At 70.1% G+C, this 22,051-nt stretch carries 23 protein-coding genes; 16 read left to right on the top strand and 7 right to left on the bottom strand.

All coding sequences use genetic code 11. From position 1 onward, the window contains the following. The first annotated feature begins 3 nt into the window (after window positions 1-3). The 12 genes from fadD8 to G6N66_RS02145 all read left to right on the top strand — a co-directional run bounded on the left by fadD8 (window position 4) and on the right by G6N66_RS02145 (window position 10,988). Window positions 4-1,605: a fatty-acid--CoA ligase FadD8 gene (fadD8, locus tag G6N66_RS02200; protein WP_085235544.1), complete on the top strand. Its 1,602-nt coding sequence runs from the start codon at window positions 4-6 to the stop codon at window positions 1,603-1,605. Between the two features lie 66 nt (window positions 1,606-1,671). Further along, complete coding sequence (locus tag G6N66_RS02195) at window positions 1,672-2,121, top strand: nitroreductase family deazaflavin-dependent oxidoreductase (protein WP_232079184.1); 450 nt, start codon at window positions 1,672-1,674, stop codon at window positions 2,119-2,121. Window positions 2,122-2,123: 2 nt separating this feature from the next. After that, the gene (locus G6N66_RS02190; protein ID WP_085235546.1) at window positions 2,124-2,789 is read left to right on the top strand and encodes a hypothetical protein; all 666 of its coding nucleotides are present in this window, start codon (window positions 2,124-2,126) and stop codon (window positions 2,787-2,789) included. Then, window positions 2,786-3,688: a 1,4-dihydroxy-2-naphthoyl-CoA synthase gene (locus G6N66_RS02185; RefSeq protein WP_085235547.1), complete on the top strand. Its 903-nt coding sequence runs from the start codon at window positions 2,786-2,788 to the stop codon at window positions 3,686-3,688. The genes G6N66_RS02190 and G6N66_RS02185 overlap by 4 nt, the downstream gene beginning before the upstream one ends. Before the next feature lie 25 nt (window positions 3,689-3,713). Continuing rightward, entirely contained in the window at window positions 3,714-4,604 is an 891-nt protein-coding gene (locus G6N66_RS02180) for an SDR family oxidoreductase (RefSeq protein WP_085235548.1), read from the top strand. 217 nt (window positions 4,605-4,821) lie between these two features. Next, complete coding sequence (locus G6N66_RS02175) at window positions 4,822-5,229, top strand: VOC family protein (RefSeq protein ID WP_085235549.1); 408 nt, start codon at window positions 4,822-4,824, stop codon at window positions 5,227-5,229. A 97-nt stretch (window positions 5,230-5,326) separates the two neighbouring features. After that, window positions 5,327-6,547 (top strand): inorganic phosphate transporter, encoded by a 1,221-nt coding sequence (locus G6N66_RS02170; RefSeq protein ID WP_085235550.1) that lies wholly within the window; start codon window positions 5,327-5,329, stop codon window positions 6,545-6,547. Further along, window positions 6,547-6,855 carry a hypothetical protein gene (locus tag G6N66_RS02165; protein ID WP_085235551.1) on the top strand — a complete coding sequence of 103 codons (309 nt, stop codon included), beginning with the start codon at window positions 6,547-6,549 and terminating at the stop codon, window positions 6,853-6,855. The genes G6N66_RS02170 and G6N66_RS02165 overlap by 1 nt, the downstream gene beginning before the upstream one ends. Before the next feature lie 56 nt (window positions 6,856-6,911). Then, window positions 6,912-7,214 carry a DUF3349 domain-containing protein gene (locus tag G6N66_RS02160; protein WP_085235552.1) on the top strand — a complete coding sequence of 101 codons (303 nt, stop codon included), beginning with the start codon at window positions 6,912-6,914 and terminating at the stop codon, window positions 7,212-7,214. Between the two features lie 68 nt (window positions 7,215-7,282). Beyond that, the gene (menE, locus tag G6N66_RS02155; RefSeq protein WP_232079445.1) at window positions 7,283-8,365 is read left to right on the top strand and encodes an o-succinylbenzoate--CoA ligase; all 1,083 of its coding nucleotides are present in this window, start codon (window positions 7,283-7,285) and stop codon (window positions 8,363-8,365) included. A gap of 11 nt (window positions 8,366-8,376) precedes the next feature. After that, window positions 8,377-9,729, top strand: a complete 1,353-nt coding sequence (locus G6N66_RS02150) for a hypothetical protein (RefSeq protein WP_085235554.1) — start codon at window positions 8,377-8,379, stop codon at window positions 9,727-9,729. 2 nt (window positions 9,730-9,731) lie between these two features. Beyond that, complete coding sequence (locus tag G6N66_RS02145; RefSeq protein WP_085235555.1) at window positions 9,732-10,988, top strand: APC family permease; 1,257 nt, start codon at window positions 9,732-9,734, stop codon at window positions 10,986-10,988. Here the strand turns inward: G6N66_RS02145 and G6N66_RS02140 are convergent. The 3 genes from G6N66_RS02140 to G6N66_RS29235 are packed head-to-tail and all read right to left on the bottom strand — an operon-like array spanning window position 10,966 to window position 14,458. Further along, complete coding sequence (locus tag G6N66_RS02140) at window positions 10,966-11,622, bottom strand: TIGR04282 family arsenosugar biosynthesis glycosyltransferase (RefSeq protein WP_085235556.1); 657 nt, start codon at window positions 11,620-11,622, stop codon at window positions 10,966-10,968. The genes G6N66_RS02145 and G6N66_RS02140 overlap by 23 nt on opposite strands. Beyond that, window positions 11,619-12,269: a glycosyltransferase family 2 protein gene (locus G6N66_RS02135; protein ID WP_085235557.1), complete on the bottom strand. Its 651-nt coding sequence runs from the start codon at window positions 12,267-12,269 to the stop codon at window positions 11,619-11,621. The genes G6N66_RS02140 and G6N66_RS02135 overlap by 4 nt, the downstream gene beginning before the upstream one ends. A gap of 2 nt (window positions 12,270-12,271) precedes the next feature. Further along, entirely contained in the window at window positions 12,272-14,458 is a 2,187-nt protein-coding gene (locus G6N66_RS29235; RefSeq protein WP_232079183.1) for a hypothetical protein, read from the bottom strand. A gap of 246 nt (window positions 14,459-14,704) precedes the next feature. Between G6N66_RS29235 and G6N66_RS02120 the strand changes: the two genes are divergently transcribed. Beyond that, window positions 14,705-16,228, top strand: coding sequence for a DUF7937 domain-containing protein (locus tag G6N66_RS02120; protein ID WP_085235562.1), 1,524 nt, complete (start codon window positions 14,705-14,707; stop codon window positions 16,226-16,228). On the opposite strand, the gene G6N66_RS02115 is transcribed toward G6N66_RS02120, so the two are convergent. Continuing rightward, complete coding sequence (locus G6N66_RS02115; RefSeq protein ID WP_085235563.1) at window positions 16,229-17,260, bottom strand: NAD-dependent epimerase/dehydratase family protein; 1,032 nt, start codon at window positions 17,258-17,260, stop codon at window positions 16,229-16,231. Beyond that, window positions 17,257-18,051 (bottom strand): S-methyl-5'-thioadenosine phosphorylase, encoded by a 795-nt coding sequence (locus tag G6N66_RS02110; RefSeq protein ID WP_085235564.1) that lies wholly within the window; start codon window positions 18,049-18,051, stop codon window positions 17,257-17,259. Before G6N66_RS02110 ends, G6N66_RS02115 begins: the two co-directional genes overlap by 4 nt. A gap of 73 nt (window positions 18,052-18,124) precedes the next feature. Between G6N66_RS02110 and G6N66_RS02105 the strand changes: the two genes are divergently transcribed. Continuing rightward, the gene (locus G6N66_RS02105) at window positions 18,125-19,009 is read left to right on the top strand and encodes a 1,4-dihydroxy-2-naphthoate polyprenyltransferase (protein ID WP_085235709.1); all 885 of its coding nucleotides are present in this window, start codon (window positions 18,125-18,127) and stop codon (window positions 19,007-19,009) included. A 124-nt stretch (window positions 19,010-19,133) separates the two neighbouring features. Continuing rightward, window positions 19,134-20,147 carry a beta-ketoacyl-ACP synthase III gene (gene fabH, locus G6N66_RS02100; protein WP_085235565.1) on the top strand — a complete coding sequence of 338 codons (1,014 nt, stop codon included), beginning with the start codon at window positions 19,134-19,136 and terminating at the stop codon, window positions 20,145-20,147. Between the two features lie 2 nt (window positions 20,148-20,149). Here the strand turns inward: fabH and G6N66_RS02095 are convergent, their stop codons facing one another. Next, complete coding sequence (locus G6N66_RS02095; RefSeq protein WP_085235566.1) at window positions 20,150-20,512, bottom strand: DUF4229 domain-containing protein; 363 nt, start codon at window positions 20,510-20,512, stop codon at window positions 20,150-20,152. 46 nt (window positions 20,513-20,558) lie between these two features. On the opposite strand from G6N66_RS02095, the gene G6N66_RS02090 reads away from it, so the two are divergent. Continuing rightward, on the top strand, window positions 20,559-20,705 hold the full coding sequence (locus G6N66_RS02090) for a hypothetical protein (protein WP_139825460.1): 147 nt from the start codon (window positions 20,559-20,561) through the stop codon (window positions 20,703-20,705). Here the strand turns inward: G6N66_RS02090 and G6N66_RS02085 are convergent. Beyond that, a complete protein-coding gene (locus G6N66_RS02085) occupies window positions 20,702-22,018 on the bottom strand; it encodes a MinD/ParA family ATP-binding protein (protein ID WP_085235567.1) in 1,317 nt (438 codons plus the stop codon). The genes G6N66_RS02090 and G6N66_RS02085 overlap by 4 nt on opposite strands. Between the last annotated feature and the right edge of the window lie 33 nt (window positions 22,019-22,051).

Raw genomic sequence — 22,051 nt, 5'->3', positions numbered from 1 at the left:
CCTATGAGTGACGATCTGTTGCGCCATCCCACCCACAACGGCCACCTGCTGGTGGGCGCGCTCAAGCGGCACAAGAACCGGCCGGTGCTGTTCCTCGGCGACACCACGCTGACCGGTGGTCAGCTGGCGGAGCGGATCAGCCAGTACACCCAGGCGTTCGAGGCGCTGGGCGCCGGCACCGGTGTGACCGTGGGGCTGCTGGCGTTGAACCGCCCGGAGGTGCTGATGATCCTGGGCGCCAGCCAGACCCAGGGCTACCGGCGCACCGCGCTGCACCCGCTCGGCTCGCTGGACGACCACGCGTACGTGCTCTCCGATTGCGGCGCCAGCTCGCTGATCGTCGACCCCAACCCGGCGTTCGTCGAGCGGGCGCTGGGGCTGTTGGAGAAGGTCGCCTCGCTCAAGCAGATCCTCACCATCGGCCCGGTGCCGGAGGCGTTGCGGGGCGTGGCCGTCGACCTGTCGGCCGAGGCGGCGAAGTACGAGCCCAAGCCGCTGGTGGTGGCCGAGCTGGCGCCCGACCACATCGGCGGCATGGCCTACACCGGCGGCACCACCGGAAAGCCCAAGGGCGTGATGGGCACCACCGGCAACATCGCCGCGATGACCCAGATCCAGCTCGCCGAATGGGAGTGGCCCGAGCACCCGCGGTTCCTGATGTGCACGCCGCTGTCGCACGCCGGCGCCGCGTTCTTCACGCCGACGGTGGTCAAGGGCGGCGAGATGGTCGTGCTGGCCAAGTTCGATCCGGCCGAGGTGCTGAAAACCATTGAAGAACAAAAGATTACGGCCACGATGCTGGTGCCGTCGATGCTCTACGCGCTGATGGACCACCCGGATTCGCACACCCGCGACCTGTCGTCGCTGGAGACCGTTTACTACGGCGCGTCGGCGATGAACCCGGTGCGGCTGGCCGAGGCGATCCGGCGTTTCGGCCCGATCTTCGCCCAGTACTACGGCCAGTCCGAGGCCCCGATGGCGATCACCTACCTGTCCAAGGCCGATCACGACGAGAAGCGGCTGACCTCGTGCGGGCGTCCGACGTTGTTCGCGCGGGTGGCGCTGCTGGGCGAGGACGGCAAGCCGGTGCCGCAGGGCGAGCCGGGCGAAATCTGCGTCAGCGGACCGCTTTTGGCTGGCGGCTACTGGAATCTGCCCGAGGCCACGGCCGAGACATTTAAGGACGGCTGGCTGCACACCGGGGACATGGCCCGCGAGGACGAGGACGGCTTCTACTTCATCGTCGACCGGGTCAAGGACATGATCGTCACGGGCGGGTTCAATGTCTTCCCGCGCGAGGTCGAGGACGTCATCGCCGAGCATCAGGCCGTCGCGCAGGTGTGCGTGGTCGGCACGCCCGACGACAAGTGGGGCGAGGCCGTCACCGCGGTGGTGGTGCTGCGTGCCGACGCGGCCCGCGACGACGCCGCGATCGAGAAGATGACCGCCGAAATCCAGGCCGCGGTCAAGGACCGTAAGGGCTCGGTGCAATCACCCAAGCGGGTGGTGGTGGTCGACGCGCTGCCGCTGACCGGCCTGGGCAAGCCGGACAAGAAGGCCGTCCGGGCCCAGTTCTGGGAGGGCGCCGCGCGCGCCGTCGGCTGATTGCTCCCCGAGCGTCACGCCAGCTCGACGATGGCGTCGAGGCATTTCGGAGGTAACGTCGCAATCGTGAGCGAGCACATCAAGCCACCCTGGTGGCTCAAGCCGGCTAACAAGGTCTTCATCCAGATGTCGCGGCTGGGAATGAGTTTCGGCGGCGAGAGCCCGGTCGTGCTGACGGTGCCCGGCCGCAAGTCCGGCACCCCGCGGTCCACCCCGGTGACACCGATGACCCTCGACGGCACGCGCTACGTCGTCGGCGGCTTCCCCGGCGCGGATTGGGTGCAAAACGTCCGCGCCGCAGGCGAAGTCACGCTCCGCCGGGGCCGTAACACCGAGCGCGTGCGCATGGTGGAGCTATCCGGCGAGGACGCCAAGCCGGTGCTGAGGGCGTTTCCCACCGAGGTGCCCACCGGTGTGGGTTTCATGAAGCGCTCCGGGCTCGTCAAGGACGGTCGCCCCGAGGAATTCGAGGCGCTGGCCGGGCGATGCGCCGTCTTCCGTTTCGATCCGATCTAGTAATGCACCGCCTGCCGTTGATCGTGGCGTTGTCAGCCTGGGTGAGCATCGCACCGATAGCCAAGGCAGGGCCCGGCTGCGCGCCGGGCGGGGCCCCTCCCCCGGCCGGCGCGGCGCACCGGCAGGTCGCCAACCTTGACGGCGGCGACGGACCGTCCACGCTGTGGGTCGGCGGCGGCGCCAACCGCGTCGTGGGCGTCACCACCGCAGGCGGCGGCAACTCCGACGTGCAGATCTCCTCAACAAGCCCAATTCCGTTGGCCGCCTTGGCCATTGATGCGCAGGACAACGGCGGCAATCAGATCATCGTCAGCGACGGGCGCAGCGCGCGGCTGTACACGTTCGCCGACTGCCGGCTGCAGGCCGTGGTGGACGCCCACTACGGCCGGCCGTTTCTGTTCGATCTGCAGAACTTGCGGGGCAACGGCACCGGGGTCGGCTGCAGCGATCTCGGTGACGGTCGGCACCTGGTCGGGCTGCAGGCCGTCGGCAACGGCGGCCAGTGGACGGTGCGTCGTACCGAGATCGACGTGAACGGGACGGTGGCGACCACCGGACGGTCCGATACCGTGACAGCGACCTCCGCGCAGGACCCCGCGGTGACCTCGGCGCAGACCATCAGCTGCGGCGACCTCACCATCAGCCAGGATGGAGTTCAACAGCCTTGAGTGACAACCCCTTTGACGCTTCGGCGTGGCGGCCCGTGGACGGTTTCGGCGATCTGACCGACATCACCTACCACCGCCACGTGAAGGATGCGACCGTGCGGGTGGCGTTCAACCGGCCCGAGGTGCGCAACGCGTTTCGGCCGCACACGGTCGACGAGCTGTATCGGGTGCTCGACCACGCCCGGATGTCCCCCGACGTGGGCGTGGTCCTGCTGACCGGCAACGGGCCCTCCCCCAAGGACGGCGGCTGGGCGTTTTGCTCCGGCGGCGACCAAAGAATTCGCGGGCGCTCCGGCTACCAATATGCCTCCGGCGAGACGGCGGACACGATCGACGCCGCCCGCGCCGGCCGGCTGCACATCCTCGAGGTGCAGCGGCTGATCCGGTTCATGCCCAAGGTGGTCATCTGCCTCGTCAACGGCTGGGCGGCCGGCGGCGGGCACAGCCTGCACGTGGTCTGCGACCTCACCCTGGCCAGCCGCGAGCACGCCCGCTTCAAGCAGACCGACGCGGACGTCGGCAGCTTCGACGGCGGTTACGGCAGCGCGTATCTGGCCCGTCAGGTGGGCCAGAAGTTCGCCCGCGAGATCTTCTTCCTGGGCCGCACCTATACCGCCGAGCAGATGCACCACATGGGCGCGGTCAACGAGGTCGTCGACCACGCCGAGCTGGAGACCGTCGCAATCCAGTGGGCGGCCGAGATCAACGCGAAATCGCCTCAGGCGCAACGCATGCTGAAGTTCGCGTTCAATCTGCTCGACGACGGCCTGGTCGGTCAGCAGCTGTTCGCCGGCGAGGCGACCCGGCTGGCGTACATGACCGACGAGGCCGTCGAGGGACGCGACGCCTTCTTGGAGAAGCGACCCCCGGACTGGAGCCCGTTCCCGCGATATTTCTAGGGTCGCGCCCCCATAGACTGCCCAAGTGAGTAAGAGCCCGCTGCGCCGCTTGACCGAGCAGATCGCCCTCGCCAGCATGCGACCGCCCGCCGCGCCGCAAATACTGATCAACCGGCCCGCGATCAAACCGATCAACCTGGACGGCAAACGCGTCCTGCTCACCGGCGCGTCGTCGGGCATCGGCGAGGCGGCGGCCGAGCAGTTCGCGCGGCGCGGCGCGACCGTCGTCGTCGTGGCCCGCCGCCAGGACCTGCTGGATGCGCTGGCCGACCGGATCAGCGCGGCCGGCGGCACCGCGATCGCCGTGCCCTGCGACCTGTCGGATATGGCGGCCATCGACGCGCTGGTGGCCGACGTCGAACAGCGCGTCGGCGGCATCGACATCCTGGTCAACAACGCCGCCCGGTCGATCCGGCGGCCGCTGGCCGCGTCGCTGGAACGCTGGCACGACGTCGAGCGGGTCATGGCGCTCAACTACTACGGCCCGCTGCGGCTGATCCGCGGGCTTGCGCCCGGCATGCTCGCGCGGGGCGACGGCCACATCATCAACGTCTCGACCTGGGGCGTGATGTCGGAGGCCTCGCCGATGTTCGGGGTGTACAACGCGTCCAAGGCCGCGCTGGGCTCGATCAGCCGGGTCGTCGAAACCGAGTGGGGCCACAAGGGGGTGCATGCGACGACGCTCTACTACCCGTTGGTGGCGACCCCCATGATCAAACCCACGAAGGCGTACGACGGGATGCCCGCTTTGAGCGCAGCAGAAGCCGCCGAATGGATGATCACCGCCGCCCGCACCCGGCCGGTGCGGATCGCGCCGCGGGTCGCGGTCGCCCTGGGCGCGTTGAACACCGTGGGGCCGCGCTGGGTCAATGCGCTCATGCAACGGCGCGCCGACCACCTCGGCGAACCGCAATAACTCCCGGAGGTTGAGGCGCCGACGTCTGCCGCAGGTGAACCACTGTTCGGTGTGCGTTGAAGGCATTGAGTGTGAACGTGTGGCGGGAATCGGGCCGAATTTCCGCCCTGGTTTCACACACAAAGCCCTGGGCTCACACTCAAAGGTCCAACCTGCGGCGGCCTGGCTTCACACGCAAAGCCGTGAGCCTGACCCATGACGTGGTAGACACGAGACCATGGAGATCCTGGCCAGCAGGATGCTGCTCAGGCCGGCGGACTATCAGCGGTCGTTGAGCTTCTACCGCGACGAGATCGGTCTGGCGATCGCCCGGGAATACGGCGCGGGCACAGTGTTTTTCGCCGGGCAGTCCCTGCTCGAGCTGGCCGGTTACGGTTCGCCCGACCATTCTCGCGGCCCCTTCCCCGGCGCGCTGTGGCTTCAGGTCCGCGACCTGCTCGCGACCCAGGCGGAGCTAGTTAGCCGGGGAGTGCCGATCGCCCGCGAAGCACGCCGCGAATCGTGGGGTCTGCACGAGATGCATGTGATCGATCCGGATGGCATAACGCTGATTTTCGTCGAGGTTCCGGGCGACCATCCGCTGCGCCGCGATACCCGAGGCGGTTCCCGGGGAACGGTTGGTTAACTGGAGGGTAACAACAGGCGACGACTCGCGGTCTAGCTGCGATTTGGCCGCTTCTGTATTCGACAAGCGAATGTTCCAGCTACGAGAATCATGGCCTGTGAACATCAACTTGTTCCTCTTGATCATTGTCGTCATCACGGCACTGGCATTCGACTTCACCAACGGTTTCCATGACACCGGCAACGCCATGGCGACCTCGATCGCCAGCGGCGCGCTCAAGCCCAAGGCGGCGGTAGCCCTCTCCGCGGTCCTCAACCTGGTAGGCGCATTCATGTCCACGGCCGTGGCGGCCACGATCGCCAAAGGCCTCATCGACGGGCACATCGTCACGCTGGAACTGGTCTTTGCCGGTCTCGTCGGCGGCATCGTCTGGAACCTGCTCACCTGGCTCTTCGGTATCCCTTCGAGTTCCTCGCACGCGCTGATCGGCGGCATCGTGGGCGCCACCATGGCCGCCGTGGGCGCGCACGGGGTGATCTGGAAGAACATCGTCTCCAAGGTGCTCGTCCCGGCCGTCGTCGCCGCAATCCTCGCGGTCGTGGTCGGGGCGATCGCGACCTGGCTGGTCTACCGCATTACCCGCGGGGTGCCGGAAAATCGCTCCGAGGCCGGGTTCCGGTACGGCCAGTGGGGCTCGGCCTCGCTGGTTTCGCTGGCGCACGGCACCGGTGACGCCCAGAAGACGATGGGCATCATCTTTTTGGCGCTGATGTCCTACGGCGCGGTCAGCAAGAACGAGTCCATGCCGCCCTTCTGGGTCATCTTGTGCTGCGCCGTGGCCATGGCCTTGGGCACCTACCTTGGGGGCTGGCGGATCATCCGCACCCTGGGCAAGGGGCTGGTGGAGATCAAGTCGCCGCAGGGCATGGCCGCCGAATCATCCTCGGCCGCAGTGATTCTGCTGTCCACCCACTTCGGGTACGCGCTGTCGACGACGCAGGTCTGCACCGGATCGGTGCTGGGCAGCGGCTTGGGCAAGCCCGGCGGCGAGGTGCGCTGGGGCGTCGCCGGCCGGATGGTGACCGCATGGCTGATCACGCTCCCTTCGGCCGGATTGGTCGGCGCGATCACCTACTGGATCGTGCACCTCATCGGCGGGTACCCCGGCGCGGTCATTGGCTTCTCGCTGCTGGTCGCGGTCTCCGCCGCCATCTACATCCGGTCGCGCCGGGTCAAGGTCGACCACAACAACGTCAACGAGGACTGGGAAGGCAGCCTGACAGCCGGGCTCGAAGGCGACGACAGCAAGCCGTCCGTGAAGGTGGGACCCAGTGGGTCCGCGTCTGACGACGACACTCTGACCGCGAGGAGCGCCTGATGCACCACGGTGGCTTTAGCGACTGGTTCAACTACCAGGCCAGCCTGAAGATCCTGCTCTTTTCCATGCTGGCCGGTGCCGCACTGCCGGGGTTGTTCGCACTGGGGCTGCGGCTGCAAGCCGTCGGCAATGGGTACGTTTCGGCCACCAAAGGCGGCACGCCGCAGCGCAACCCGATGTTGCTCGGGATCGCCTGGGTGATCTACGCGGTGGTCGTCCTGGTGATCCTGTTCGCCCTGGCCTACATTTCCCGGGAGTTCATCGCGCATCACACCCACTATCCCTTCCTGGGAGCCAAGGCGACGTAGCATCTGAGCGTGCAGGTCTACCCGATCGCCGATCCGCCTCCCGGAGGGAGCGCACAGTGAACGGATTCCTCAGCTCAGTCATCTCGTGGTTGCGCGCGGGATATCCGGAGGGCGTTCCGCCGACCGACACCTTCGCGGTGCTGGCGTTGCTGACTCGCCGGCTGGGCAACGACGAAGTCAAGATCGTGGCCCACGAACTGCTGCAGCGCGACGACTTCGATGATGTCGACATCGGCGTGCTGATCAGCAAAATCACCGACGAGCTGCCGTCGCAAGAGGACATCGAGCGGGTACGCACTCGGCTGGCCGCCCAGGGTTGGCCGTTCGATGACGACAGCCAAGCCGGAGACCAGGCATAGCCGTCCTGCGTGCGCTCGGCGTCCCGCCGGGCTCCGCCGCCAAGGTCCTGTTGCCCGCCCTGGAACGGGTGCTGGACGGGCGTGATCCCGCACTGGTCGCGGTGCCCTCCGACGGCGATCACGACACCATGCTGCGCGCCCTGCGCGTGGGGTCCGAGATCGACGACGACGTCGCCGTGGTGGTGACGACCTCGGGAACCACCGGCGCACCCAAGGGTGCGATGCTGACCGCCGCCGCCCTGACCGCCAGCGCGTCGGCCACCCACGCGCGCCTCGGCGGCCCGGGCAGTTGGCTGCTGGCGTTGCCGGCGTACCACATCGCGGGTCTGCAGGTGTTGGTGCGCAGCGCACTTGCCGGCACCGCGCCCGTCGAGCTGGACGTCACGCGCGGCTTCGACATTGCCGAATTGCCCAGCGCCATAAGCCAATTGGGCCCCGGCCGGCGATACACGTCGCTGGTCGCCGCCCAGCTCGCCAAGGCGCTCACCGACCCTTCGGCCGCGGCCGCGCTGGCCGAGTTGGATGCCGTGCTGATCGGCGGCGGGCCCGCTCCCCGGCCGATCCTGGACGCCGCCGCGACGGCCGGCATCGCCGTGGTCCGCACCTATGGAATGAGCGAAACCGCGGGAGGCTGCGTCTACGACGGTGTCCCGCTCGACGGCGTGGCGTTGCGCGTGCGCTCCGATGGCCGTATCGCGATCGGAGGCGCGACGCTGGCCAAGGGCTATCGCAACCCCGTGATCCCCGACCCGTTCGCCGAACCCGGCTGGTTCAACACCGACGACCTGGGTGCCCTCGACGATTCGGGTGTGCTGACCGTGCTCGGCCGCGCCGACGATGCGATCAGCACGGGCGGGTTGACCGTGTTGCCGGGGCCGGTCGAGGCCGCGCTGTGCAGCCACCCGGCCGTCCGCGACTGCGCGGTGTTCGGGGTTGACGACGACCGGCTGGGTCAGCGGGTGGTCGCCGCGGTCGTGGTGAGCGACGGCTGCGCCCCGCCGACGCTGGACGCGCTGCGCGCCGCGGTCACGCGCACGCTGGACGGCACCGCCGCGCCGCGCGAGCTGCACATCGTCGAAGCACTGCCGCGGCGCGGCATCGGCAAGGTCGACCGGGCGGCGCTGGTGCGCCGATTCGGCGGCGATCAATAAGCTGATCGATCGTGCGGGTTGGTCGGCGGGAGAGCTTCTCGGTTGCCGTCGGCGTTGTCCTGGTGGCGGCCGCCTTCGTGCTGCCCCGGCTGCACTGGGGCGTCAACCCGCGCAGCGATATCGGCCTGGAGCGCTTCGGTGCGCGTGCCGGCGCCGCGCCGATCTTCGGCTACTGGGACATCCACGCCGGGTGGGGCACCCTGCCGGCCCTTCTCATCGCCGTGGCCGTGGTGGTGTGGGGACCGACTGTGGCACAACGGCTTTCGTGGCGGCTGTTGACGCTGGGCACCTGGGTCACCGCCTGCGGGTGGGCCCTTTCGCTGGCGATGATCGACGGCTGGCAGCGCGGCTTCGCCGGCCGGCTGACCACCCGCGACGAGTATCTGTCGCAGGTGCCCGGCATCACCGACGTCGCGGCCGCCGTGCGGACATTCTCCAGCCGGATCCTCGACTTCCAGCCGAACTCCTGGACCACGCACGTCTCCGGGCATCCGCCGGGCGCGCTACTGACATTCGTGTGGCTGGACCGCATCGGCCTGCACGGCGGCGCCTGGGCGGGGCTGCTGTGCCTGCTGGTCGGCTCCAGCGCGGCCGCCGCGGTGGTGATCGCGGTCCGCGCGCTGGCCGACGAACAGACCGCGCGACGGGCGGCGCCGTTCGTCGCGGTGGCACCCACCGCGATCTGGGTGGCGGTGTCGGCCGACGGCTACTTCGCCGGGGTCGCGGCGTGGGGCATCGCGCTGCTCGCGCTGGCCTCGCACGGTGCGGTCCGGTTCCCCGCGCTGGCGGCCGTGGGCGCGGGCCTGTTGCTCGGCTGGGGGGTCTTCCTCAGCTACGGCCTGCTGCTGATGGGGCTGCCGGCGCTGGCGGTGCTGGTGTCCGCCCCCGATTGGCGGGCGGCCCTGCGGGCTCTCGGCCCCGCCGTCGTGAGCGCCGTCACCGTGGCGGTAGCCTTCGCCGTCGCCGGGTTCTTTTGGTTTGACGGCTATACCCTTGTGCAGCAACGCTATTGGCAGGGGGTGGCCAAGGACCGGCCGTTCCAGTATTGGAGCTGGGCCAATCTGGCGTGCGTGGTGTGTGCGATCGGGCTGGGCAGCGTCGCGGGGATCGGCAGGGTATTCGACCGGGCCGCCATCCGCCGCCGATCGGGTTTCATCCTGCTATTGCTGGCAATGCTGGCCGTCATCGTGATCGCCGATATGAGCATGCTGAGTAAGGCCGAGACGGAACGAATCTGGCTGCCGTTCACCGTCTGGCTCACCGCGGCCCCCGCGCTGCTGCCGGTGCGCTCGCACCGCGTTTGTCTCGCCGTCAATGCCGCCGGCGCGCTCGCACTGAACAGCGTCATCTTCACGAATTGGTGATCATGAACGAACCAGCCCTGCAGCGTCGGCTCGGCACGGCCGACGCCGTGGTGATCGGTCTGGGATCGATGATCGGCGCCGGGGTGTTCTCGGCGTTCGGCCCGGCGGCCCGGGCGGCCGGCGCCGACCTGCTGATCGGCCTTCTGCTCGCCGCGATCATCGCGTACTGCAACGCCACCGCCTCGGCGCAGCTGGCCGCGGTCTACCCCACCTCGGGCGGCACCTACGTCTACGGGCGCGAGCGCCTGGGCCCGTGGTGGGGCTTCATCGCCGGCTGGGGATTTGTGATCGGCAAGACCGCCTCGTGTGCGGCGATGGCGCTGACCTTCGCGAGCTACGCGATCCCGGGTCCCCAGTGGGTGCAGCGAATCACCGCGATCGCCGCCGTGGTGGCGCTGGCCGCGCTGAACTACCGCGGGGTCACCAAGACCGCGGTGCTGGCCCGAATCCTGGTGGCGTGCACGCTGATTGCGCTGACCGCGTTCGTGGTGGGGGTCGCGCTGGCCAAGCCGTCGCACGTCAGCGTCGGCGGCTGGCCGATCGCGTCGGTGTACGGCGTGCTGCAGTCGGCCGGGTTGCTGTTCTTCGCGTTCGCCGGGTATGCGCGGATCGCGACGATCGGCGAAGAAGTGCGTGACCCGACCCGGACCATCCCCAGGGCGATCTCCATCGCGCTGGCGATCGCCGTGGCCATCTATCTCATGGTCGGGGTGGCCGCGCTGGTGGCGGCGGGGCCGGAGCGGCTCGCCCGCGCCGCAGCGCCTTTGACCGAGGCGGCTCGGGCCGTGGGTGCGGGCGCCCTGGTGCCCGTGTTGGCCGTCGGGGGTGCGCTGGCCAGTCTCGGGGCGCTGCTCGCCCTGGTCGCCGGGCTCGGGCGCACCGCGCTGGCGATGGCCCGGAATCGCGACCTGCCTTCCTGGCTGGCGGCCGTTCACCCGCGTCACCGGGTGCCGCACCACGCCGAGGTCGCGCTCGCCGTGGTGGTCTGCGTGTTGGTGGCCACCGTCGACCTGCGCGGGGTGATCGGTTTCTCGTCATTCGGGGTGTTGGTCTACTACGCGATCGCCAACGCGGCCGCCTTCACGCTGCCCGGTGTTCGGCGCTGGCACCGGGTTCGCGACGGGTTCGGGGTCGCGGGCTGTCTGCTGCTGGTCGTCACCTTGCCGTGGCAATCGGCGCTCGCCGGGCTGGGGATGTTCGCCGTCGGGATCGCCGGGCGCGTATTTCTGCTCGCCGTCAGAGACCGGCGGCGCGCGTGACCCGGGCGAACCGACTGTCGGGCGCGCAGGCGTCGCGCACCGCGGCGACGTCGTCGATAACATCCAAGTCGGCCAGCTGCTGCACCGGCGTCACCTCGATACCGTTGTCCCGCAAGGCTTTTAGCGTGAGCTCTCCGGTATCGGGCTGCGACATCGGGACACCGCGCAGGCACTCGGCGGCCGCGGGCGTGCGCACCCCGAGCACCCACCAGCCGCCGTCGATCGCCAACCCGAGCACCGCCGGCGTCTGTAGCAGCCGGTCCGCGCAACCGGCCAGCAGTTCGGCGGTCACCTGCGGGGTGTCCATCCCGATCTGCAGCACCGGGTAACCGTCGGCCGCGTCGGCGTGCGCGTTGGCGAGCCGGTCGGCGAAGCCGTCGCCGCGCTGTTCGATCACGGTGAACGCCTCGAGCCGATCCCGGATCTCGGCCGCCCCCGCGGCGCCGTCGAGGTCGCCGGTGAGCGCCACCACCCGCGCGGCCACCGGCGCGGCGACCACCGCGTCCAGGGTGTCGAGCAACGCGGCGGCCGCGATCTCGGCGGCGACCCGATCGCCGACCGTGGCGGCCAGCCGCGTCTTGGCCCGGCCGGGTTCCGGCGCCTTGGCAACCACCAGCAGCGTCACCGGTATCAAGAAATGACCTTCCAGAAATCCAGGACCGCGGTGATGGTGCCCCGCAGCGAACCGCTGACCTTCGACTTGCCGCCGGTCCGGGGGCCGTAGCTGACGTCGAGCTCAACCACGCGCCAGCCGGCGGCCGCGGCGCGGACCAGCAGCTCCAGCGGGTATCCCGACCGTCGATCCTCGACGCCCAGATCCAGCAGCGCCTCCCGCCGGGCCACCCGCATCGGCGCGATGTCGTGTACCGGCAGGCCGTGGCGGGTGCGCAGTCGCCAGCTCATCACCATGGTGCCCACCCGGGCGACCCACGGCCAATGCAGGCCGGGCGCCGGCCGCCGCCGCCCGATGACCATGTCGGCGCCGTCGAGCGCCTCGACCAGCCGCGGCAGGTCGGCGGCGTCCATGGAGCCGTCGGCGTCGATGACCGCCACGATCGGCGTCGTCGCGGCGACGACACCCGCGTGCACCGCGGCGCCGTACCCGGGCCGCTGCTCGGCAACCACCTGGGCGCCGTGGCGGCGGGCGACCGCGGCGGTGTCATCGGTGCTGTTGTTGTCGACGACCAGCGCGCGATAACCGGCGGGCATGGTCGCTAGCACGCCCGGCAGCGACTCCTCCTCGTTGAGGCAGGGCAGCACCACCGTGACAGCGTCCGACATGGCTAGTGGTGGCTGCTGTGCGGCGGGGTGACCGGCTGCGGGGTGACGGGTTTGGGGGCCTGCGTCTGCACGCGCGGCGGCGCGACCGAGGTGTGCGGCGGCGCGACCGAGGTGTGCGGCGCGCTGGGTGGCGCCGCGCTTGATTGCGGTGCTTGCGACGCCGTGTACGGCGTCTTCGTCGCCGGCGCGCTCGACGGGGTCGACGGGGTAGACGGCGCGGACGGGGTAGACGGGGTGGACGGTGTGACCGGCGTGGAAGGCGTGGACGGCGTGGCAGGAGTCGACGGCGTCGAGGGCGTCGAGGGAGTGGACGGGGTGGACGGCGTTGAAGGCGTCGAAGGCGTCGAAGGCGTCGAAGGCGTGGACGGCGTCGACGGCGTCGACGGCGTCGTCGGCGTCGAGGGCGTGGACGGCGTCGTCGGCGTCGAAGGCGTGGATGGGGTCGACGGCGTCGGGTAGGTGGTCGTTGGCCACGGTGGCCGATACGGCGGATACGGCGGCCGCCAGCCCGGGTAGGGAACGATGACCGGGACCGGGATCGGCCCGTTCGGGTTGGGCACCAAACCAGGGGCCGGGCCAGCCGGGACCTCGCCCCCGCGCGACACCAGCTGCGGCGGGATGTAGCCGTTGCTGTCAGGGATGATGCCGCCCTGGTATCCGATATTTGGCTGATCGGCCGGCGGCGCGGGCACCGGAGCCTGTTGCTGAGTTGGCAACAGCGGCATGAACTTTCCCGGCGCAGCGTTCTGGTGCCCCACCACCGGCTCGGAGGCCGCGGTGGGCCGCACCGTGATCGCCACCGCGACGGCCAGCGACGCGAATCCGATCACCGCGAAGGCGACAACCGCGTTGCTGATCAGCAAAGACCGGCCGCGGAGCCGCTGCGCGGTGGTGATGGCTTCGTCGTCGTCGTACTCCGGATAGTCGGGGCCGAATTCGCCCTCGACCGGAAGCGGCTCGCCCTCGTCGGCCATCGAGTACGCCAGCTGCGGCTCCTCCGCCGACGACTCCCCGAGTGCGGCCGTGGGGACCATTACCGTCGCGTCACCGGCCGGGCCCACGGCGGGGGCCATCGCTGTCGCGGCGGGGTCGGCGGCGGCCGCCGCCACCGCCGGAGCGGCCGCCGCACCGCTCGCGAGCGCGAATTCGGGATGCTCGAGCAGCTCCACCCGCAGCGGCGAGCGAGCGCGCAGCCCCTCGACCACCTCGGTGAGGCCCTCGAAGGTGCCCACGACGAACGCGGCAGCGACCTCGAACGGCGCGGTGCGAAGAAAATCCAGCACCATGTCGACCGCGGCGGCCGCGACCTGAGCGCCGACGAGGTTCTCCAGCGCCACGGTCGCCAGCACGCCGGCGGCTCCCAGGCCTATCAACGTCGCGGCCTCGGCGGTGACCTCGAGCACCACCGAACCGGCAGGCGCGCCGACGCCGACGATGCCCCGCATTAGCGCCGTCACCGCCTCGCCCGCCGTGATCTCCGCGACATTTCCGACTCCCGCGGCCGTCAACGCCTGGCTAAACGCTTGCGCCTGAACCGGATTCGGCGCGCACACCCGGGTTGCCACCAGGTGGCGCCCCTCGTCCGCCAGCGCCTGCCGCATGTCGGTCACCGCTTGGGTCAGCGTCTGGAAGGGGTTCACCGCCAGGTCAACCACCAGGTGCCGGACTGCCGCATAGCCGCCCGCTGCGGGCCCGACCAACGCCAATCGAGCGATCGAACCGGCGACGGCTACCCCCAGCACCACGTCCGCGGCGCCCAACGTCGGCAAAGACCCGGTCACGTCGTCGTCTGCGAACGCGGGCGCCATCGCCGTCGCATCGCCGTCAAACCCGACCGTCGGCGCCATCGCGGTCGCATCCGCGTCGATCCCAACCGTCGGCGCCAGCCCCGTCGCCGCCTCCGACTCGTCGAGCACCACGACGTTCTGCACGCCGGAGTCTTCCAACGACCGCCGCAGCTCGTCGGCGCGCAGCGGATCCGACCAGGACAGCCGGGTGGCGAGCAGCCGATGGCTTTCGTCGGACAGCAAGCGATCGGTGCCGACGACGGTTTCGGTCAGTGTCTGAATGGGGTTGTCCGCCAGATCAATGACGGACTGATCGATCACATCCTGACCCGGCGTAGCCGCTGCGACGAGCGTCAGGCGTGCGGTGCGATCAGCGACCGCCACCCCCAAAACGACGTCCACCGCTGCTCTCCTTCGGTTGGCCGGCCCCCGCCAGCAACCCAATCGGCACCCAACCAGCAACTGACCCAGCCATCATTACACTGCGATATCGACCGCAGTATCCAGCATCTAAATTAGATTCGGCTATGAGCACACAGCGGCCCTGCCCCCAGCCAGCAATCGGGATTGCCGTGCCGCCCGAACGGAGAATATGTTCGCAAGCGAGCAACGCACTCCGCCAAGCATCTTTACCCACCGGGGGGCATCGTGAGCCAAGGCAGCGACGACGCGCCTACCGGTCCCATCACGGGGCGGGTCGCACCACCCGCCGACCCGCCGCGCCGCCGGATCCTCGCCCGCGACGTGACCGCCGCGGTACTGCTCGTCGTCGCGCTGTTCCTGCCGTGGAACCTGTATTTCGGGGTCGGCATCCCGGGCAGCCGGGCGGAGCTCTTCGCCGCCGTGGGCCTGGCGACACTGCTGTCCTTGCTTTCCCTCGCGCTGACCAAGCTGCGCGCACCGCTGAACATCCCCTACCAGTTGCTGGTGGTCGCCTTCGTCGTGTTCGACGTGATCCAAACGATCCGATCCGGCGGCGGCGTGCACGTGCCCGGTGGTGTCGGACCGGGGGCGTGGCTGGGGATCGCCGGTTCGCTATTGGCCGCGCACCCCGATGAGCGGTCCCGGTCCGCACCGATCATCGGCTACGCCTCGATCGTCCTCGCATCGCTGAGCACCGCATTCCATTTGTGCTGGCGGGTGCACTACGCGTTGCAGGGCGGGTCCGGTCTCGGCGAGCAGAACCTCGCGGTCATCGCGACGGCGGTGGTGTACGGCGCGGTGGCATTGGCGGCCGTCCTCGTCGCATCCCGGTGGCTGCCGCGCAGCACCGAGGCGTCCCGCCTGGCGACCAGCGCGCTCGGCGCCTCGACCCTGCTCGCCGGGATACTGGTGTGGCTGCTTCCCGTCGGCCGCGACATCGACGCGTTCCACGGCATCGCGCAGAACACCTCGACGGCCGGCGTCGGGTACGAGGGCTATCTGGCCTGGGCCGCGGGTGCGGCGATCTTCGCGCCCGGCGCCTTGATGGCGAAGCGCGGCACCGCCGCCGCCAGTGCCTGGTCGGCGGCGGCCCGAAAAGCGTTGCTGCTCATCGCCGTATGGTGTCTGGGGTCGGTGCTGATGCGGCTCACCGACCTCGCCGTCGCGGTAGCATTGAACTACCCGTACTCGCGCTACGACACCCTGACCCTGGCCGCGTTCGACCTGGCCACCGGGGTACTCGCGATCTGGCTTCGGGTCAACCTGGCCAACCGGGCGGTGTCGAGGAGGCTGACCACGTCGCTGTGCGGACTGCTGTGCACGCTCGGCATCGCACGGGTGATCCTGGGTGTCGTGCTGGCCCCACGGTTCCAGGAGCCCCCCACCGGCGGCGGGTGGGCCAACCCCGTCTACGGCAACGACCTCGCCCAGCAGATCACCAGCACCTTCGATGTGGTGTTGTGCGGGCTGGCGCTGAGTATCCTTGCCGCCGCGGTCATTTCGGGTCGGCGCGGCCCGACAACCCGAAGGCCGCGCGCCGCACACACCCGCACCGCGAAGCCGCCGACCCCGGAGCCGGCGACGACGCGCATCCCGACCCGACCGGGCGGGGACGCACCCACCGCCGTGTCGGCACGGCCCGCCGGATCACCCCGCATCTTCCGCGGCGACGACTCCGCCACCCGCCAGATCCACCTCCCCCCGGCGCCGAAACCCAGGATCTACCGGCCGCCGCACGACCCGTCGTAGTCATCGCAGCGGCGCAAAGGCGAACTCGCGCAACCCATCTCGCGGATCGACGGCCGCGCGGAAACCCAGCACCTGTTCGGCGCGGGCGGGGTCGGCGACGATGTGACGCACGTCCCCGCTGCGGTATTGCCCGGTGACGACGGGCGCCGGGGCGCCCGTGCGGGCTTGGCTCAGCGCGGCGGCAACCTCGAGGATCGAGATCGGCCGCCCGGAGCAGACGTTGAACGCCGAGAAGCCCCCGCGGTCGCTGTTGACGGCCGCCAGGTTCGCCGCGGCCACGTCGTCGACGTGCACAAAGTCACGCATCTGCCCGCCGTCCTCGAAAACCCTTGGCGGCTCGTCCTTTTCGATAGACGAGCGAAAGATCGCGGCGACCCCGGAATAGGGCGTGCCGCGCGGCATCCCGGGACCGTAGACGTTGTGATAGCGCAACGCCACCACCGAGCCGCCGCTCGACTCCGACCACGCCAGCGCATAGTGCTCCTGCGCGGTCTTGCTGGCCGCATACAGGCTGCGCGGACGCAGCGGGACATCCTCGTCGACAAGCCGCCAGGTGACCGGCAGCCCGCAGGCCGGACAGCGGTGGTCGAACACGCCGGCGTCGAGGTCGGCGCGCCGCCGCGGCAGCGCGTCGACCAGCCCATGGTCGGGGCAGGCGTAGTGGCCCTGCCCGTAGACCACCATCGACGACGCCAGCACCAGGCGGCGCACCCCGGCGGCGAACATCTGCGCCAGCAGCACCGTGGTGGCGTAGTCGTTGTGTCCGCCGTAGGCGGGCGCGTCGGCGGCGTCCACGCCGGCACCGACCATCGCGGCGTGGTGGCACACCAGGTCGACCCCGGCCAGCAGCGGCGCCAGGGCGTCGGCGTCGCGCATGTCGACCTGTCGGCATCCCTCCGGAAGCACCGTGTCGGGGCCGTGCGCGGCGGGCAGCAAGACGTCGACGCCGACGACGTCGTGGCCGGCCGCGCGCAGCGTGGCGCCCACCCGCGACCCGATGAAACCGGCTGCGCCGGTGAGCAATACCCTCACGGCAGCTCCAACGGCAGCGTGACGCCGGTGTGCGCCAGGCAGTGTGTGCAGGTGCGCTGGATCGCCACCCGAGCGATCGCGTCGCGGACCAAATTTTTCAGCAGCTCCATGTGCTGCTCGAACTGAGCGAACACGTCGACGGCCTTCACCCCCTCGCCGACGTCGATGCCGGCATCCAGATCGGTCACCAAAGCGATTGCCGCATAGCATATTTCGAGCTCACGGGCGAGCACCGCCTCCGGATAACCGGTCATGTTCACCAGCGTGAACCCGGCCGAGGCGAACCAGCGGCTTTCGGCCCGGGTGGAGAACCGCGGCCCCTGGATCACCACCATGGTGCCGCCGTCCACCACACCGGGCTGACCGGTCGCGGCCGCCCGCAGCGTCGGGCAATACGGGTCGGCGAAGTCGACGTGGATGGCTCCGGAATCGAAATAGGTGTCGGCGCGGCCGCGGGTGCGGTCGACCAGTTGGTCGGGCACGGCCACGGTGCCCGGGCCGAGCTCGTGGGTCAGGCTGCCGACCGCGCACGGGGCAAAGACCCGCCGCACGCCCAGCTTGCGCAGCGCCCACATGTTGGCGCGATACGGCACGGTGTGCGCCGAGTACTCGTGCTGCGCGCCGTGGCGGGGCAGGAACGCGACCTCGTGCTCCCCCACGGTGCCCACCGTGACGGCGGCGCTGGGGTCGCCGTACGGGGTTTCGACGTGCACGTCGCGGCTATCGGAACCGAAGAAGGTGTAGAAGCCGCTACCGCCGATCACTCCAAGCACTAGCCCATTGTGGTGCATAGTGGCGATCGCAAGCCCGGCGGAGCCGGGCGTAGCGGGTCGCCACCGGCTGTGCATAGGGCAGGATGCGTTCGTGGCCACATTCGCGCAGTGGATCTCCGGCGCGCGTCCACGCACCTTGCCCAACGCCGTGGCACCCGTCATCGCCGGCACCGGCGCCGCGGCGTGGCTGCACGCGGCGGTGTGGTGGAAGGCGCTGCTGGCGCTGGCGGTCGCGCTCGCGTTGATCGTCGGCGTCAACTACGCCAACGACTACTCCGACGGCATCCGCGGCACCGACGACGAGCGCGCCGGCCCGCTGCGCCTGGTGGGCTCGAAGCTGGCTTCCCCGCGGTCGGTGCTGGCCGCCGCGATCATCAGCCTGAGCGTCGGCGCGGGAGCCGGGCTGGCGCTGGCGCTGCTGACCGCGCCGTGGCTGATCGCCGTCGGCGCCGCGTGCATCGCCGGGGCCTGGCTGTACACCGGCGGGTCGAAGCCCTACGGCTATGCCGGCTTCGGCGAGGTCGCGGTGTTCGTGTTCTTCGGCCTGGTCGCGGTGCTGGGCACCCAGTACACCCAGGCGCTGCGGGTGGACTGGGTGGGGGCGGTGCTGGCGGTGTCGACCGGGGCGCTGTCGTCGGCGGTGCTGGTAGCCAACAACCTGCGCGACATCCCCACCGACGCGCAGTCGGGCAAGGTCACCCTCGCGGTGCGCCTGGGCGACGCCCGCACCCGGGTGCTCTACCAAGCGCTGCTGGCGACCGCCGGCGTGCTGACCCTGGTGCTGATGGTGGCGGCGCCGCTATGTGCCGTCGGATTGGTGGCCATGCCGCTCGCCGTGCGCGCGGCGGGGCCGGTGCGCTCCGGGCGCGGCGGCCCGGAGCTGATCCCGGTGCTGCGCGATACCGGGCTGGCGATGCTGGTGTGGGCGATCCTGGTGGCGACCGCTTTGGCGCTGGCCGGGCCGCTCGGGATCTGACCGGCCGCCGAGTCTGCGCCCAGAGCGCGCCGGGTCGGCGTGTCGACGCGCTGGACGCAGACTCGGCGAACGGCGGCCGCAGCAACGCGCATACAGTCGATGCAGCAACCCAGATAAGGACGGCATGAGTCAGATCGCCACGAGCAGTGGGCCGAAGAACGTCGGCTTGCTCAGCGTCGGGTCATACCGGCCCGAACGCGTGGTCAGCAACGAAGAGATCTGCCGCAACATCGATTCGTCCGACGAGTGGATTTTCTCCCGCACCGGCATCAAGACCCGCAGATTCGCCGCCGACGACGAATCGGCGGCGTCCATGGCAACCGAGGCCTGCCGGCGCGCGTTGTCGATCGCCGCGCTTGATCCGGCCGAGATCGACGGCGTGATCGTCACCACCAACACCCATTTCCTGCAGACGCCCCCGGCCGCCCCGATGGTCGCAGCGGCGCTGGGCGCCAAGGGGGTCCTCGGGTTCGACATCTCGGCCGGGTGCGCCGGGTTCGGGTATGCGGTGGGCGCCGCGGCCGACATGATCCGGGGCGGGGCCGCCGCCAAGATGCTGGTGGTCGGCACCGAGAAGCTGTCCCCCACCATCGACATGCGCGACCGCGGCAACTGCTTCATCTTCGCCGACGGTGCGGCCGCGGTGGTGGTGGGCGAGACACCCGTGCAGGGCATCGGGCCCCTCGTGGCGGGCAGCGACGGCGAACAGGCCGACGCCATCCGCCAAGACATCGACTGGATCACGTTCGCGCAAAACCCAAGTGGCCCACGCCCATTCGTGCGGCTGGAGGGTCCCGCGGTGTTTCGTTGGGCCGCATTCCAAATGGGCGACGTCGGGCGGCGGGCGCTGGACGCGGCCGGGGTCGGACCCGATCAGATCGACGTGTTCGTCCCGCACCAGGCCAACAGCCGCATCAACGAGCTGCTGGCCAAGACCCTCGAGTTGCGCCCGGATACGGTGATCGCCAACGACATCGAGCAGACCGGAAACACCTCGGCGGCCTCCATTCCCCTGGCGATGGCCCAACTACTGGAAACCGGGGCGGCCAAGCCCGGCGACCTGGCCCTGCTGATCGGTTACGGCGCCGGCCTGACGTACGCCGCGCAGGTGGTCCGGCTGCCGCCCGGGCTCGGCTGATCTCACTCCGGGTCGGTTGTCTCGTCCGGTGTCGTCTCGCCGCGCAGCCGGGCCCGCAGTTCTTCGCGTTCCCGACGGCGCCGGTCGCCGCTGACGGCAAGCGCGGCGGTGGCGCGCCGTCGCAGCGGGGTGAACAGCCAGATGCCCAGCGGCATCGCGATGATCAGCGCGAACAAGACCGCCACGACGAGCGGAAATTCGCCGAGCCCCAGCAGCCGCGCCACCCCGTAGATCGCGGCGCTGAGCGCGACCACCAGCGCCAACCGGGCCGTCGCGTAGAGCAGCACGTCGACGACGATCCGACTCCCAGTGGTCGCAGAACTCCCAGAGCTCCCAGAGCTCCCAGAGCTCGGCCCATCTGACACGGGTCGAGCCTACGGCGCGGGTATATTCGCTCCAAGGAGGTGTCGTGTGCTCTACCTGATCCTCGTCCTGGTGTTCGGGACGCTGATCTACATCGGCTGGCGAGCAGCGCGGTCACAGGCCGCTCGGCCTGTGACCCGCGTGATCGGTCCCGACGACGATCCGGACTTCCTGCGGCGGCTTGGCAAAAATTAGCCGGGACTAGCCGCGGCGACCAATGAATTCGGCGCGGGCCGCGCATCGCTGGGGAATCCGTCGGCGACCACGGCCGCGAGCTCGGTGAGCGCTTCGCGGGTGGACCGCCGCAACCGGTCCAGGTTGATTTCGGCGCCCTCCTCGAGATGGGGGTCGAAGGGCACCAACCGCACCGCGCGGCAGCGCCGCGCGAAGTGGTCGACGACCTTTTGCATGTCGACGTTGGCGCTTCGCGGCCGCACGGCGTTGATGACCGCGACCGAGTTGCGTACCAGGTCCTCGTGGCCGTGCGCGTCGAGCCAGTCCAGCGTCGCCGAGGCGCTGCGCGCGCCGTCGATGGATCCCGAGCTGAGCACGACGAGCACGTCGGCCTTGTCCAGCACCGATGACATCGCCGAGTGCAGCAGTCCGGTGCCGCAATCGGTGAGGACCAGGCCGTAGAACCGCTCGAGGATTTCCATGGCGCGGCTGTAGTCGTCGGCGGTGAATGCCTCCGAGATCGCCGGATCGCTTTCCGACGCCAGCACTTCCAGCCCGCTGGGCCCCCGCGAGGTGTAGCGGCGGATGTCGCTGTAGCGCTCGATGGCCTTCGCGTCGTGCAGCAGCTGGCGGACACTGGCCGCGGTCTCCAGCGGCACCTTCTGGTTCAGGGTGCCACGGTCCGGGCTGGCGTCCACCGCCATCACCCGGTCGCCGCGCAACGAGGCGAAGGTGGTCCCCAACGTCGCGGTGATCGTGGTTTTGCCGACGCCACCCTTCAGCGACACCATCGCGACGCGGTAGCAACCCCGCAGCGGTCGGTTCACCCGGGCCACCAAATCGTGGTAGCGCGCGGCCCGCGGGCTCTCGCCCAGGTTGATCAGCTGACCGGACAGCACGTAGAGCAACCGGCGCCAGCCGTCCGACGGCGGCGGCTTGACCTGACGCAACAGCATGCTGGTGGACAGTTCGGGATACGGCGTGTGCGGCACCAACTCGGGCCGGTAAGAGGAGTCCACCGGGCGTACGGGCGCGTCGGCCGGGCCGCCGTGATAGCCGCCGAATCCCGCGGGGTCGACCCGCGGGATGCCGGTGACCGGCGTGGAATCCCACGGTGGCATCCCGGCCGGCGCGGTTGGCGGCGCCGCGGCCCGGGCATCGGGTGCAGGGCGGCGCTGCTCGGTGCGGAATCCGGCGAAGGCCCGCGTCGGCGCTTCGGCGCCCGGTTCCGGCGCCGGCGGCAACTGGGTGGTCGGATGGTCCACGCCGTTGCGGCTCTGCACGGTTTCGGGCGCATCGAGGCTGGTCGGGCCGGTAGTCGAATTGTCAGACACGTGAACATTCCCCCTTGTTGTGAATACGCGGCC

The organism is Mycobacterium conspicuum (genome assembly GCF_010730195.1).
GTDB classification, from domain to species: Bacteria; Actinomycetota; Actinomycetes; order Mycobacteriales; family Mycobacteriaceae; genus Mycobacterium; species Mycobacterium conspicuum.
This window is presented reverse-complemented; position numbering and strand designations above follow the sequence as displayed.

Excerpts from the sequence above, each read along its gene's own strand:
- fadD8 (WP_085235544.1), top strand. The coding sequence starts at position 4 with ATGAGTGACGATCTGTTGCGCCATCCCACCCACAACGGCCACCTGCTG.
- G6N66_RS02190 (WP_085235546.1), top strand. The coding sequence starts at position 2,124 with ATGCACCGCCTGCCGTTGATCGTGGCGTTGTCAGCCTGGGTGAGCATC.
- G6N66_RS02175 (WP_085235549.1), top strand. The coding sequence starts at position 4,822 with ATGGAGATCCTGGCCAGCAGGATGCTGCTCAGGCCGGCGGACTATCAG.
- G6N66_RS02165 (WP_085235551.1), top strand. The coding sequence starts at position 6,547 with ATGCACCACGGTGGCTTTAGCGACTGGTTCAACTACCAGGCCAGCCTG.
- G6N66_RS02145 (WP_085235555.1), top strand. The coding sequence starts at position 9,732 with ATGAACGAACCAGCCCTGCAGCGTCGGCTCGGCACGGCCGACGCCGTG.
- G6N66_RS02135 (WP_085235557.1), bottom strand. The coding sequence starts at position 12,269 with ATGTCGGACGCTGTCACGGTGGTGCTGCCCTGCCTCAACGAGGAGGAG.
- G6N66_RS02110 (WP_085235564.1), bottom strand. The coding sequence starts at position 18,051 with ATGCACCACAATGGGCTAGTGCTTGGAGTGATCGGCGGTAGCGGCTTC.
- fabH (WP_085235565.1), top strand. The coding sequence starts at position 19,134 with ATGAGTCAGATCGCCACGAGCAGTGGGCCGAAGAACGTCGGCTTGCTC.